At 63.0% G+C, this 14,078-nt stretch carries 12 protein-coding genes and 1 riboswitch; of the genes, 11 read left to right on the forward strand and 1 reads right to left on the reverse strand.

What is annotated here, in order from left to right; all coding sequences use genetic code 11:
• The first annotated feature begins 81 nt into the window (after positions 1–81).
• A riboswitch (TPP riboswitch) is annotated at positions 82–188 on the forward strand.
• Positions 189–342: 154 nt separating this feature from the next.
• Complete coding sequence (thiC, locus tag ACF8GF_RS06060; protein WP_021783856.1) at positions 343–2,223, forward strand: phosphomethylpyrimidine synthase ThiC; 1,881 nt, start codon at positions 343–345, stop codon at positions 2,221–2,223.
• A gap of 144 nt (positions 2,224–2,367) precedes the next feature.
• Positions 2,368–3,651, forward strand: coding sequence for a putative hydroxymethylpyrimidine transporter CytX (gene cytX / locus ACF8GF_RS06065; RefSeq protein ID WP_392488226.1), 1,284 nt, complete (start codon positions 2,368–2,370; stop codon positions 3,649–3,651).
• On the opposite strand, the gene ACF8GF_RS06070 is transcribed toward cytX, so the two are convergent.
• Positions 3,620–4,366, reverse strand: a complete 747-nt coding sequence (locus ACF8GF_RS06070) for an RsiV family protein (RefSeq protein ID WP_176683123.1) — start codon at positions 4,364–4,366, stop codon at positions 3,620–3,622. The genes cytX and ACF8GF_RS06070 overlap by 32 nt on opposite strands.
• Positions 4,367–4,551: 185 nt before the next feature.
• Here ACF8GF_RS06070 and ACF8GF_RS06075 point away from each other — a divergent pair, with 185 nt between their 5' ends.
• The 9 genes from ACF8GF_RS06075 (at position 4,552) to ACF8GF_RS06115 (ending at position 13,942) form a co-directional block, all read left to right on the forward strand.
• Positions 4,552–5,169 carry an NUDIX domain-containing protein gene (locus tag ACF8GF_RS06075; RefSeq protein WP_003249478.1) on the forward strand — a complete coding sequence of 206 codons (618 nt, stop codon included), beginning with the start codon at positions 4,552–4,554 and terminating at the stop codon, positions 5,167–5,169.
• Entirely contained in the window at positions 5,160–5,612 is a 453-nt protein-coding gene (locus ACF8GF_RS06080; protein ID WP_176683124.1) for a DUF1249 domain-containing protein, read from the forward strand. Before ACF8GF_RS06075 ends, ACF8GF_RS06080 begins: the two co-directional genes overlap by 10 nt.
• 85 nt (positions 5,613–5,697) lie before the next feature.
• Positions 5,698–6,498 (forward strand): 3',5'-cyclic-AMP phosphodiesterase, encoded by an 801-nt coding sequence (cpdA, locus tag ACF8GF_RS06085; protein WP_392460969.1) that lies wholly within the window; start codon positions 5,698–5,700, stop codon positions 6,496–6,498.
• Positions 6,499–6,740: 242 nt separating this feature from the next.
• On the forward strand, positions 6,741–7,349 hold the full coding sequence (locus ACF8GF_RS06090) for a YqiA/YcfP family alpha/beta fold hydrolase (RefSeq protein ID WP_392460970.1): 609 nt from the start codon (positions 6,741–6,743) through the stop codon (positions 7,347–7,349).
• A gap of 35 nt (positions 7,350–7,384) precedes the next feature.
• Positions 7,385–9,289, forward strand: a complete 1,905-nt coding sequence (gene parE / locus ACF8GF_RS06095; RefSeq protein WP_176683127.1) for a DNA topoisomerase IV subunit B — start codon at positions 7,385–7,387, stop codon at positions 9,287–9,289.
• Positions 9,286–10,272: an esterase-like activity of phytase family protein gene (locus tag ACF8GF_RS06100; RefSeq protein WP_176683128.1), complete on the forward strand. Its 987-nt coding sequence runs from the start codon at positions 9,286–9,288 to the stop codon at positions 10,270–10,272. Before parE ends, ACF8GF_RS06100 begins: the two co-directional genes overlap by 4 nt.
• On the forward strand, positions 10,269–10,787 hold the full coding sequence (locus ACF8GF_RS06105) for a TIGR02281 family clan AA aspartic protease (RefSeq protein WP_176683129.1): 519 nt from the start codon (positions 10,269–10,271) through the stop codon (positions 10,785–10,787). Before ACF8GF_RS06100 ends, ACF8GF_RS06105 begins: the two co-directional genes overlap by 4 nt.
• Before the next feature lie 13 nt (positions 10,788–10,800).
• Complete coding sequence (parC, locus tag ACF8GF_RS06110) at positions 10,801–13,059, forward strand: DNA topoisomerase IV subunit A (protein WP_014859646.1); 2,259 nt, start codon at positions 10,801–10,803, stop codon at positions 13,057–13,059.
• Positions 13,060–13,231: 172 nt separating this feature from the next.
• Positions 13,232–13,942 carry a membrane integrity-associated transporter subunit PqiC gene (locus ACF8GF_RS06115; protein ID WP_176683131.1) on the forward strand — a complete coding sequence of 237 codons (711 nt, stop codon included), beginning with the start codon at positions 13,232–13,234 and terminating at the stop codon, positions 13,940–13,942.
• Positions 13,943–14,078 lie beyond the last annotated feature (136 nt).

Here is a 14,078-nt window from a genome sequence, read left to right on the forward strand (position 1 = left end):
GGCAACAATCGCTCGGTGTGCCTTTCATCATCCGCGCATTTACCTGCTTGGCTTTGCTGACCACTCCAGTCTAGACTGCGCATGTTCTTGTCGGGGTGCCTTGAAGCAAAGGCTGAGATCGCAGAGGTGCGGATCCCGTTGAACCTGATCAGGTTAGCGCCTGCGTAGGGAACAAGATTGCTCACCTTCCCGGGGAGCCTCTTGTGCCAGGTCCGGGATTGTCACAGCTGCATACAGCTTCAGGCACCCCCATATCCGGCACTGCACCCAAAGAGGGTGCGTCCGCGCGTTTCAGGTTCACCCCGACATTCCACTGCTAGGAAGCCGTCAGGAGAGCCTGTGATGACCAAACAAGAAAAAACGATCAACCTCAGCGAATCGGCACAAGTCGATCAGCAGTCCGTACAACCGTTCCCGCGTTCGCGCAAAGTGTATGTCGAAGGCTCGCGCCCGGACATCCGCGTCCCCATGCGTGAAATCAGCCTGGATGACACCCCGACCGATTTCGGCGGCGAGGCCAACGCCCCGGTGCTGGTGTATGACACGTCTGGCCCGTACACCGACCCCGACGTGATCATCGACGTGCGCAAAGGCCTGGCCGATGTGCGTTCGGCGTGGATCGAAGCCCGCGGTGACACCGAGCGCCTGGAAGGTCTGAGCTCCGACTTCGGCCAGCAGCGCCTGAACGATGCAGAGCTGGCCAAGCTGCGTTTCGCCCATGTGCGCAACCCGCGCCGGGCCAAGGCCGGCGCCAACGTCTCGCAGATGCACTATGCCCGTCAGGGCATCATCACCGCCGAAATGGAATACGTGGCCATCCGCGAAAACATGAAGCTACAGGAGGCCCGCGCCGCCGGCCTGCTGAATGAGCAACATGCCGGCCACAGCTTCGGTGCCAACATCCCGAAAGAAATCACCCCGGAATTCGTTCGCCAGGAAATCGCCCGTGGCCGCGCGATCATTCCGGCCAACATCAACCACCCGGAAGTCGAGCCGATGATCATCGGCCGCAACTTCCTGGTGAAGATCAACGGCAACATCGGCAACAGCGCCCTGGGATCCTCGATCGAGGAAGAGGTGGCCAAGCTGACCTGGGGCATCCGCTGGGGCTCGGACACGGTCATGGACCTGTCCACCGGCAAGCACATCCACGAAACCCGCGAGTGGATCATTCGCAACTCGCCGGTGCCGATCGGTACCGTGCCGATCTACCAGGCCCTGGAAAAGGTCAACGGTGTGGCAGAGGACCTGACCTGGGAACTGTTCCGCGACACCCTGATCGAGCAGGCCGAACAGGGCGTGGACTACTTCACCATTCACGCCGGTGTGCTGCTGCGCTATGTACCCCTGACCGCCAAGCGCGTCACCGGCATCGTCAGCCGTGGTGGCTCGATCATGGCCAAGTGGTGCCTGGCGCACCACAAGGAAAACTTCCTGTACACCCACTTCGACGAAATCTGCGAAATCATGAAGGCCTACGACGTCAGCTTCTCGCTGGGCGACGGCCTGCGCCCTGGCTCGATTGCCGACGCCAACGACGCCGCGCAATTCGGTGAGCTTGAAACCCTCGGCGAGCTGACCAAGATTGCCTGGAAGCACGACGTGCAATGCATGATCGAAGGCCCCGGCCACGTGCCGATGCAGTTGATCAAAGAGAACATGGACAAGCAGCTGGAGTGCTGCGACGAGGCGCCGTTCTACACCCTCGGCCCACTGACCACCGACATCGCGCCGGGTTACGACCACATCACCTCGGGCATTGGTGCGGCGATGATCGGCTGGTTCGGTTGCGCCATGCTCTGCTACGTCACGCCGAAGGAGCACCTGGGCCTGCCGAACAAGGACGACGTCAAGACCGGCATCATTACCTACAAGATCGCCGCGCATGCCGCCGACCTTGCCAAGGGCCACCCGGGTGCACAGATTCGCGACAACGCCCTGTCCAAGGCGCGTTTCGAGTTCCGTTGGGAAGACCAGTTCAACCTGGGCCTCGACCCGGACACCGCCCGTGCTTTCCACGACGAGACCCTGCCCAAGGAATCGGCCAAGGTCGCGCACTTCTGCTCGATGTGCGGGCCGAAGTTCTGCTCGATGAAGATCACCCAGGAAGTGCGTGAGTACGCTGCCAAGATCGAGGCCGTGGATGTGACGGTCGAGCAAGGCATGCGTGAGCAGGCCGAGCGGTTCCGCCAGGAAGGCAGCCAGCTGTACCACAAAGTCTAAACCGCAGCACCTTACCCTGTGGGAGTGGGCTTGCCCGCGAAGCAAGCACTGCGGTGCATGGCACCGGCTTTGCCGGTGTTCGCGGGCAAGCCCGCTCCCACAGGGTGGTGCATGCCACTCACCATCATTCCTGCGGACATGACAATGACATCACCCAGCCAGTTCTCTCCCGACCATCCAATCCCCATCCAGCAGCGCATCTTCGGTGCTCGCGACCTGTTCTCACTGTGGTTTTCCCTCGGCATCGGCCTGATGGTGCTGCAAGTCGGTGCCATGCTGGCGCCAGGTCTGGGCCTTGCTGGCGCGGTGCTGGCCATCGCCCTGGGCACCGGTGTCGGTGTGCTGTTGCTGGGTGCGGCGGGGGTTATCGGCAGTGACACCGGGCTGTCCGCCATGGGTACCCTGAAACTCAGCCTGGGCAGCCATGGCGCGCGCTTGCCGGCGCTGCTCAACTTGCTGCAACTGGTGGGTTGGGGCGCTTTCGAGATCATCGTCATGCGCGATGCTGCCAGCTTGCTGGGTGCACGGGCGTTCGGTGAGGAAAGTGCCTGGAACAGCCCCATGCTCTGGACCCTGTGCTTCGGTGCCCTGGCCACCCTGCTGGCTGTCAGCGGGCCACTGGCCTTCGTGCGCAAGGTGCTGCGCGCCTGGGGCATCTGGTTGTTGCTGGGCGCCTGCCTCTGGCTGACCTGGAACCTGTTCGCCAAGGCCGACCTGGCGGAGCTGTGGAACCGTGCCGGGGATGGTTCGATGTCGCTGGCGGTTGGCTTCGATATCGTCATCGCCATGCCGCTGTCCTGGCTGCCGCTGATCGCGGACTACTCGCGCTTTGCCCGCAATAGCAAGCATGTGTTCGGCGGTACGGTCGTTGGCTACTTCATCGGCAACACCTGGCTGATGAGCCTGGGCGTGGCGTACACGCTGGCGTTCGCCGCCAGTGGCGAAGTCAATGCCTTGCTGTTGGCCCTGGCGGGCGCCGGCATGGGGATTCCGCTGCTGCTTATTCTGCTGGACGAGTCGGAAAAGGCCTTCGCCGACATTCACTCGGCAGCGGTTTCCACCGGTGTGCTGCTACCGCTGAAGGTCGAGCACCTGGCGTTGGCCATCGGCGTGTTGTGCACCCTGATCGCCCTGTTGGCGCCACTGGCACAGTACGAAAACTTCCTGTTGCTGATTGGCTCGGTGTTCGCACCGCTGTTCGGTGTGGTGCTGATGGACCACTACGTGGTCCGTCGACGCCGTTTGCCAGCCCAGGTCAATGGCTTGCACTGGCAGGCGTTGGTGGCCTGGTTTGCCGGGGCGGTAGCCTATCACCTGATTGCCGCCAAGGCGCCGGAACTGGGCGCGACCCTGCCCGCATTGCTGCTGGCAGGTGTGCTGCATGGGTTACTGAGCCTCAGCCGCGGCCGGGAAACAGTTCAGGCTTGAGTACGCCATTCAGGCGCGGGTAGGGGATCTTCAGTTCCACGTGGCCCATGGAATAGGGCGCGATGGCATAGACCTCGTACTTGACCACTACCGCGCCGTACGTCAGGGCGACGTGCGGCGATTTCTTGAACGGCCAGGTCTTGACGAACTCGGCATCCTTGTCCATACCCACGCTCATCAGCCAGGCACGGTGCGATTCTTCGACGGTTTTCCAGAAGGTGTCTTCCTGGCCGGGCACCAGCATGTCCTGCAGGGTCAGCACCTTGTCCAGCTTGCGTGAATAGTTGATGAAGCCGCGCCCGGGCATGCCGTGGGCGCCACCGCTGTCCAGGTAGCTGGACAACTCGATGATCACCAGCCCGTCATGCTGCTCGCGTACCTTGGCTTGCAAGTAGCTGCTGTTACGTTTGTCGGCACTGGCCAGATATTGCTGTTCGTAGGCCTGCAGGGTGCCTGGTGCGGTGCCATGCTGATTGTCTTCGGTCAGTTGCAGCAGGCGTTTTTCGACGATGCCGTCGAGCTTGGGCAGCGCCGGGAAGTGGATCATGTCGATGTTCACCAGCGGGCAGTCGCTCTCGCTGCAGCCGGGTTTGACATGCTCCCAGGCGTCGCGCTTGACCTCGAGCGGGGCCCGGTAGTTGGGCGTGAACAGGCTCTGGCAGGCGCCCAGAGCGAGTGCCAGCACGGCCACGGAAGTCAGTTTGACAAGTGTCATGATGATCCTTGCAGAACAGGGAAAAGTCGGCCTTTGACCGTCTGCGCGGCCTTCAGTTCGCCACTAAGCTAACAGAGTGAAGGGCTGCTGTCCCGAGTGCGCCAGCGGTTGCTGGAAAGGGATGAAACCAACAGGCGTGCGGAGTAGGATGGCGCGAAGCAGTATTCGAGGTAATGAGGATTTCCATGTCAGACGCGTTGAACGCTGTGCCCAAGGGCTTCGAAATCATCGAGCGGGCCAATTGCTTCCAGGGCTTTTACAAGCTCGACAAGTTACGCCTGCGTCACGAGCTATTTGCCGGTGGCATGGGGCGCGAGATCAGTCGCGAGCTGTTTGTGCGCCACGATGCGGTATGCGTGCTGCCGTACGACCCTGCGCGCGATGAAGTGGTGCTGATCGAACAGTTCCGCGTGGGCGCACTGGACAAGGTCGCCAACCCTTGGCTGATCGAGATGGTTGCCGGGCTGATCGACAAAGACGAGCAGCCCGAGGAAGTCGCCCATCGCGAGGCTGAAGAAGAAGCCGGCCTGACCTTCAGCGCCCTGTGGCCGATGACCCGCTACTTCCCGTCGCCTGGCGGCAGTGACGAATACGTTCACCTGTTCCTCGGCCGTTGCAGCAGCGAGGGCGCGGGAGGGTTGCATGGCCTGGAAGAGGAGGGCGAAGACATTCGCGTACGCGTATGGGCGTTCGAGGATGCCCTGCAGGCGGTGCGCGACGGGCGCATCTGCAACGCGGCAACCATCATTGGCCTGCAATGGCTGGCGCTGAACCGTGACGAAGTAAGAGGTATGTGGAAGTGAACCTGCTGCGCGAGCGCTATCGAGTCGACCTGGTCGGGCTGCAGGCAGCCTGCGAGGCCAACTACGCCCGGCTGATGCGTTTGCTGCCCGACATGCGCACCACCCAGAGCTCGCGCCGCATCGGCATGACCCAGGGCGACCAGATGCTCGGCGTGCTGGTAATCGACGTGGTGCTGGCCTGCCCGTACACCACCACCCTGCATGTGCGCCAGGAACACAGCCTGCCCTGGTTGCCAGTGCCACACCTGGAAGTGCAGGTGTATCACGATGCGCGCATGGCCGAAGTGGTCAGTGCCGAACACACCCGGCGCCTGCGCAGCATCTACCCGTATCCGAACGACGCCATGCACCAGCCGGACGAAAAGGCCCAGCTCAACCTGTTCCTGGGTGAATGGCTTAGCCACTGCCTGGCTTGCGGCCACGAACTGGCAAGTGTTCGCTGAATTGTGACGTGAGTCGGTTGCGGGTGTTTGCTCGTCACCGTCGCCCAGCCATAATCCCCGCTGAATCCATTCGAGGAGATGGCCGTTGTCGCCGCCAGACCAATCCCGCCCTGTGCACGTGGTGCAACTGACCGATGCCCACCTGTTCGCTGACCCGGCTGGCAGCATGCTGGGCCTCAAGACCCGCGACAGCCTGCGCCACGTGGTGGCCCAGGTGCGGCGCGAGCAGCCGCTTGTCGACTTGCTGCTGTGCACGGGCGACCTGTCCCAGGATGCCAGCGTGGCATCCTATGAAGCGTTTCGGGAGCTGACCGCACCGTTTGCCATACCCACTCGCTGGCTGCCGGGCAACCATGACGAGGCTCAGGTGATGGCGCAGGTGGCGCCGGAACTGGTGCAGGCGGTGACCGATATTGGCGCATGGCGGGTGGTCATGCTCAACACCGCCGTGCAGGGTGCTACCCACGGGTTTCTGCAAGATGACCAGCTGGCCGTACTGGAATCCGCCTTGAAAGAGGCCGGCGAGCGGCATTGCCTGGTGTGCTTCCACCATCAGCCAGTGGACATCGGCTGCGCCTGGATCGCGCCGATCGGCTTGCGCAATGCCCAGGCGCTGTTCGATATCGTTGAAGGATATCCACAGGTACGGGCTTTGTTATGGGGGCATGTGCATCAGGAATGGGATGAAGTCCGAGGGGGGCGGCGCCTGCTGGCCACGCCGTCGACCTGCATTCAGTTCGCGGCGCGCAGCGAAGACTTCCAGGTGAGCGAAGAGCATCCGGGGTACCGCTGGTTGCGCCTGCATGCCGATGGGCGGCTGGAGACCGGGGTGGAGCGGGCGCTGGATTTCGAGGTGCAGCTCGACTTCGATAGCCCTGGCTATTGATGATTTTGGGGGCTGCTGCGCAGCCCTATCGCGACACAAGGCCGCTCCCACAGGAGATCGCGTACCCCTGTGAGAGCGGCCTTGTGTCGCGACAGGGGCGCAAAGCACCCCCGGCACTTTCAAAGCTGTTGAAGAATTTGTTGCTAAAACCCCTGTGCGGCGCCAAAACCCGGCGAACGCGCTACACTGCGCGTCCCTGCGCCCGCATTATCAGGCGCGAAGCCACAGATTCCGGGGGCAGCATGTCGGGTTCCATCCTCTATATCCATGGCTTCAACAGCTCGCCGCTTTCGACCAAGGCGCGTCAGCTGGAGGCAGTCATGCAGCAGCTCGGCCTGGCCGACCAGCTGCGAGTGCCGGCCCTGCACCACCACCCACGGCAAGCCATGGTCCAGCTCGAAGCGGCCACCGCCGAACTGGGGGCGCCACTGCTGGTGGGCAGTTCGCTCGGCGGCTACTATGCCACCCATCTGGCCGAGCGCCATGGCCTCAAGGCCCTGCTGGTCAACCCGGCGGTAACCCCGCACAAGCATTTCGACGGTTACCTGGGCACCCAGCGCAATCATTACAGCGGTGAAACCTGGGAACTGACCCACGATCACGTGCAGGCCCTGGCCGAGCTGGAAGTAGCGGCCCCGGCCGATGCCGACCGCTATCAAGTGTGGCTGCAGACCGCCGATGAAACCCTGGACTATCGACACGCCGAGCACTATTACCGTGCTTGTGCCCTGCGTATCCAGGCCGGTGGCGACCACAGCTTCCAGGGCTTCGCCGAGCGCCTGCCGGCACTGCTGGCGTTCGCCGGCATTGCCCGTGGGCAGTATGCGGCGCTCGATTTTTCTGTATTTTGACTTTTTTGCATTCACCAGACTGACGACGAGACCCTATGGCCAATCCCAGCGCTAGCGCCTATAACGCAGACGCCATCGAAGTCCTCTCGGGCCTTGATCCGGTCCGCAAGCGGCCGGGCATGTACACCGATACCAGCCGCCCCAACCACCTGGCCCAGGAAGTCATCGACAACAGTGTCGACGAAGCACTGGCCGGCCACGCGCGTTCGGTGCAGGTCATCCTGCATGCCGACCATTCGCTGGAAGTCAGCGACGACGGCCGCGGCATGCCGGTGGACATCCATCCGGAAGAGGGCGTGTCCGGGGTCGAGCTGATCCTCACCAAGCTGCACGCCGGCGGCAAGTTCTCCAACAAGAACTATCAGTTTTCCGGTGGCCTGCACGGGGTGGGCATCTCGGTGGTCAACGCCCTGTCGACCCAGGTGCGCGTGCGCGTCAAACGTGACGGCAACGAATACCAGATGACCTTTGCCGATGGCTTCAAGGCCAGCGAGCTGGAAGTGGTCGGCTCTGTCGGCAAGCGCAACACCGGCACCAGCGTGTACTTCAGCCCCGACCCGAAGTACTTCGACTCGCCCAAGTTCTCCATCAGCCGCCTCAAGCACGTGCTCAAGGCCAAGGCGGTACTGTGCCCGGGGCTGCTGGTCAGCTTCGAGGACAAGGCCAGCGGCGAAAAGGTCGAATGGCACTACGAAGATGGCCTGCGCTCCTACCTGGTCGACTCGGTCAACGAATTCCAGCGCCTGCCCGACGAGCCGTTCTGTGGCAGCCTGGCGGGTAACAAGGAAGCGGTTGACTGGGCTTTGCTGTGGCTGCCCGACGGCGGTGACAGCATTCAGGAAAGCTACGTCAACCTGATCCCCACTGCCCAGGGCGGCACCCACGTCAACGGCCTGCGCCAGGGCCTGCTGGATGCCATGCGTGAGTTCTGCGAGTTCCGCAACTTGCTGCCGCGCGGGGTAAAGCTGGCGCCGGAAGACGTTTGGGAGCGCATCACCTTCGTACTGTCGATGAAGATGCAGGACCCGCAGTTCTCCGGGCAGACCAAAGAGCGCCTGTCATCACGCGAGGCCGCCGCGTTCGTCTCCGGCGTGGTCAAGGATGCTTTCAGCCTGTGGCTCAACGCCCACCCCGAGCTGGGCATGCAACTGGCAGAACTGGCCATCAGCAACGCCGGTCGCCGCCTCAAGGCCAGCAAGAAGGTCGAGCGCAAGCGCATCACACAGGGCCCGGCATTGCCCGGCAAGCTGGCCGATTGTGCGGGCCAGGACCCGATGCGTGCCGAGTTGTTCCTGGTCGAGGGTGACTCGGCCGGTGGTTCGGCCAAGCAGGCGCGGGACAAGGAATTCCAGGCCATCCTGCCGCTGCGCGGCAAGATCCTCAACACTTGGGAAGTGGACGGTGGCGAAGTCCTGGCCAGCCAGGAAGTGCACAACATTGCCGTGGCCATTGGTGTCGATCCGGGTGCCACCGACCTTGCGCAACTGCGCTATGGCAAGATCTGCATCCTCGCCGACGCTGACTCCGACGGCCTGCACATCGCCACACTGCTGTGTGCGCTGTTCGTTCAACACTTCCGGGCACTGGTCGAGGCTGGGCATGTTTATGTGGCCATGCCGCCCCTGTACCGCATCGACCTGGGCAAGGAAATCTACTACGCCCTCGACGAAGCCGAGCGTGACGGCATCCTCGACCGCCTGGTGGCCGAGAAGAAGCGCGGCAAGCCGCAGGTAACACGCTTCAAGGGCCTGGGCGAGATGAACCCGCCGCAGTTGCGCGAAACCACCATGGACCCGAACACCCGGCGCCTGGTGCAGTTGACCCTGGACGACGTAGAAGCCACCTGCGAGCTGATGGACAAGCTGCTGGCCAAGAAGCGCGCCGGTGACCGCAAGAGCTGGCTGGAAACCAAGGGCAACCTGGCCGAGGTCATGGTTTGATTCGGCAAGTCCTTGCCGTTTGCCTGGCGCTGGTTGCCCTGCCTTGCCTGGCGGGCAACTGGCCAGAGCTGAAGATGAGAGCCGAGCACCCGATCGACGGTATGCGCGGTGGCAACCTTTCGGGTCTGGTGGAATGCCGGGGCGGGTTGTGGGGCGTGTCCGATCGTGACGACGACCGTATCTACCGCTTCGATCAGCAGAACCCCACCTGGCGCGCGCAGCCGCTTACCTTCACCCCGCCGGCTGTCCCGGAAAGCGGCCTGCCATGGGGGTTGAAGTCGCGCAACTGGGCGGCATCGTACATTCGCGGTGGCGAGCTGGATTTCGAAGGTATCACCTGTGATCAGGCGGGTAACCTCTATCTGGTCAGCGAGGCGCATGCCGCGGTGCTGCAATTGCCGCTGGAAGGCGAGCCGGACTGGTTGAGGATCGACTCGGCCATGGTGCGCCAGGCCCGGGCAAGCGGCATGCTGCTGAACTTCAATGCCCTGTTCGAAGGTGTGGCGATCAACCCGGCGGGCGACCGCCTGTGGCTGGCCGCCGAGCGTGAGCGCCGTGGCCTGGTGGCCATTGAGCGCCGGCAGTCGGTATGGACTTGCGGGCGCAGTTGCGTGCTGCTGAGCGAGGCTGGGGTCGAGATGCAACCGGCGCAAATGCCCAATGCCCGGGCCCTGTCGCGCGACTTCGCGGACCTGGCCTGGTTCGAGGGCAAGCTGTTTACCCTAGAACGTAACGCCTACCGGGTGTGCCGGCGTGATGCCGACAGTGGCAAGGTCGAGCGTTGCTGGTCGTTCGCTGCCGATGCGCTGGTCGAGTCACGGCGTTACGCGCAGCCGTTTGGCCTGGCCGAAGCACTGGTGATCGATGCCAAGGGTGCCTGGATTGGCCTGGACAACAACGACAGCGCCCGAGCCGATGGCGAAACCCGCCCGGTCGTCTGGCGCTTCGACGCACCGCAAGGCGGCTGGAGCGCCAAACCATGAGCCAGGCGCCGGGCAAGCGCGCGGGCAGGGTGCTGATGATCGTCGCCTGGGCGGCGGCGCTGTTTCTTGCCACGCGTTTTTTCGGCCAGTGGGAAGACAGCCAGCGTAACCCCAATAGCCAGGTGCAATCCGAGCATGGTGCAGGCTATATCGAAGTGCGCCTGCTGAGTAATGGCCAGGGCCACTTCGTGGTGGATGGTGCCATCAACGGGCAGGTGGTGCATTTCATGCTCGACACCGGCGCCACCGACGTGGCGATCCCGGAGGCGTTGGCCCGTGAACTGAGCCTGGAGCGCGGTAGCCCCGTGCTACTGAGCACCGCCAACGGCCGCACCGAAGGCTACCGCACGCGCTTGGCCAGCCTGCAACTGGGCGATATCCGCCTGCAGAACGTACGCGCCATCGTGGTGCCGGGCCTGGACGGCCCCACCGTACTGCTGGGCATGAGTGCCCTGCAACAACTTGAATTTACCCAGCGCGGTGGCACCATGCTGCTGCGCCAGAACCTGAAATAATGACGAGGCCCGCATGAGCGACTCACTGGAACTCAGCCTGGACGGCGTCGAACGCCGCTCGCTGGCTGACTTCACCGAACAGGCCTACCTCAACTATTCCATGTACGTGATCATGGACCGTGCCCTGCCGCACATCGGCGACGGCCTGAAGCCGGTGCAGCGACGCATCGTCTATGCCATGAGCGAGTTGGGGCTCGATGCCGATGCCAAGCACAAGAAGTCGGCGCGTACCGTCGGTGATGTGCTCGGCAAGTTCCATCCCCATGGCGACTCGGCCTGCTACGAGGCCATGGTGCTGATGGCGCAGCCGTTCAGCTACCGCTACACCCTGGTCGATGGCCAGGGTAACTGGGGTGCGCCGGATGATCCGAAGTCGTTCGCCGCCATGCGCTATACCGAGGCGCGGCTGTCGCGCTACGCTGAAGTGCTGCTCAGCGAAGTCGGCCAGGGCACCGTGGACTGGGTGCCGAACTTCGATGGCACGTTGCAGGAGCCGGCCGTGCTGCCCGCGCGCCTGCCCAACATCCTGCTCAACGGTACCACCGGTATCGCCGTGGGCATGGCCACCGATGTGCCGCCGCACAACCTGCGAGAGGTGGCCAGTGCCTGTGTGCGACTGCTCGATGAGCCCAAGGCGACCATTGAGCAGTTGTGCGAGCACATCCAAGGGCCGGATTACCCGACCGAGGCAGAGATCGTTACGCCGCGGGCAGAAATTCTCAAGATGTACGAAAGCGGCCGCGGCTCGATCCGCATGCGCGCCGTGTACCGCGTCGAAGATGGCGACATCGTCGTCACGGCGCTGCCGCACCAGGTCTCCGGGGCCAAAGTGCTGGAGCAGATTGCCGCGCAGATGCAGGCCAAGAAGCTGCCGATGGTCGCCGACCTGCGCGACGAGTCGGACCACGAAAACCCGTGCCGTATCGTCATCATCCCGCGTTCCAACCGCGTGGATGTCGACGAGCTGATGCAGCACCTGTTCGCTACCACTGACCTGGAAAGCACCTACCGGGTCAACGTGAACATCATCGGCCTGGACGGCCGTCCGCAGTTGAAAAACCTGCGAACCATATTGGTAGAGTGGCTGGAGTTCCGCACCAATACCGTTCGTCGCCGCCTGCAGCACCGTCTGGACAAGGTCGAGAAGCGTCTGCACCTGTTGGACGGTTTACTCACCGCGTTCCTCAACCTGGATGAAGTGATCCACATCATCCGTACCGAGGAATACCCCAAGCAGGCCCTGATCGAGCGTTTCGAGCTGACCGAGATCCAGGCCGACTATATCCTCGAGACCCGCTTGCGGCAGTTGGCGCGCCTGGAAGAGATGAAGATCCGCGGTGAGCAGGATGAGTTGCTGAAGGAGCAAGCCAAGCTGCAGGCCCTGCTGGGGAGCGAGGCCAAACTGCGCAAGCTGGTGCGCAGCGAGCTGATCAAGGATGCCGAAACCTATGGCGATGATCGTCGTTCGCCGATCGTAGCGCGTGCCGAAGCCAAAGCGCTGTCGGAAAATGAGCTGATGCCGACTGAGCCCGTCACCGTGGTGCTGTCGGAGAAAGGCTGGGTGCGCTGCGCCAAGGGCCACGATATCGACGCCACTGGCCTTTCCTACAAGGCCGGCGACGGCTTCAAGGCTGCCGCGGCCGGGCGTTCCAACCAGTTTGCCGTGCTTATCGATTCCACCGGTCGCAGCTACTCGCTGGCCGCCCACAGCCTGCCATCGGCGCGTGGCCAGGGTGAGCCGCTGACTGGCCGTCTGACGCCGCCACCGGGGGCGACTTTCGAATGTGTGTTGTTGCCTGACGACGATGCGCTGTACGTGGTGGCTTCGGATGCCGGTTACGGCTTTGTGGTCAAGGGTGAGGACCTGCAGGCCAAGAACAAGGCCGGCAAAGGCTTGCTCAGCTTGCCCAACGGGGCCAAGGTCATGACCCCGCGCCCAGTGGCTGATCGCGAGCAGGACTGGTTGGCGGCGGTGACCACCGAAGGCCGCCTGCTGGTGTTCAAGGTCAGCGACTTGCCACAGTTGGGTAAAGGCAAGGGCAACAAGATCATTGGCGTGCCGGGTGACCGGGTGGCCAGCCGTGAAGAATTTGTGACCGATCTAGCCGTGATTCCCGAAGGTGCGACCCTTGTATTGCAGGCCGGCAAGCGTACCCTGTCTTTGAAGGCGGACGACCTGGAACACTACAAGGGCGAGCGCGGTCGGCGCGGCAGCAAGCTGCCACGCGGGTTCCAGCGTGTCGATGGGTTGCAGGTGGAGGTGCCGACATAACCGGTTGTAATGCCTGGAACGGCAATTTCAACGCCGTTTCGGGCAGAAACGCTGGAGTCGTACGGTTATTTCGCGGATGATATGCCCCTTGCGGTGCCGGCGTAGCCGTGTGCCCGTTTGAATATACATGTATCACTGCGGTGTGCCTTGTGGCAGCCGCCTGGATGGGATGATGAAATTTCTGCGCCTTCCATTTGCGCTGTTGATGACTGGCCTGCTGGGCCTTGGCGGGTGCACCATGCATCAGCCGGTTGCCCTGTATCAGCTCGACAGTGGTGATCCTGGCCAGCCTTCGCAGAGTGCGGGTATGGCCGTTGTACTCGGCCCGGTATCGGTGGCCGATTATCTTCAGCGTGAGACGTTCCTGCAGCGTCAAGCTGATGGCAGCCTGAGCGCGGCGACCGACGGTCGTTGGGCTGGTAGCCTTTCATCGGATATCGACCAACTGCTGGTGCGTCAACTGGCCTGGCGCTTGGACAGCCAGCGCGTAGTACTGGCCCCGGCGACCGAAGGCTTCACCCCGGACGTGCAAGTGCTGTTGTCGATCACTCGCCTGGACTCGGGCAAGAACCAGCCGGCCATCCTGGATGCCCAGTGGCGTTTGCTGGACCGCCGTGGCCATGTGCGTGACAACCGCATCATTCACCTCGAGCAACAGCACGAGGGCAGTGAGTCGTCGCAGGTGCAGGCCCAGGGGCAACTGCTGCAGAAGTTGGCCGAACAGTTGAGCACAGCGGTGAAGCCGCTGGCCAACCAGCCGGCGATTGCCGAAGAGGCACCGAAAAAGTCCGCTGCACCGAAGCAGGTGAAGAAAGGGCCGGAGAAACCCAAAATCCCGATGGCCTCGCCGATTCGCACCGATATGGAAGTTTATCGGTTCTGATCAAACGGCCAGATACGACAAAGCCCGCATTCGCTGCGGGCTTTTTTGTATCTGCCGGTCTTCGTAGGAGCGGGTTTACCCGCGAAGAGGCCGGCCCTGCTGGCCAATTACCACCCGCCGTTCACCGTTGCGGCCG

The organism is Pseudomonas sp. yb_5 (genome assembly GCF_043103865.1).
GTDB lineage: Bacteria > Pseudomonadota > Gammaproteobacteria > Pseudomonadales > Pseudomonadaceae > Aquipseudomonas > Aquipseudomonas putida_Y.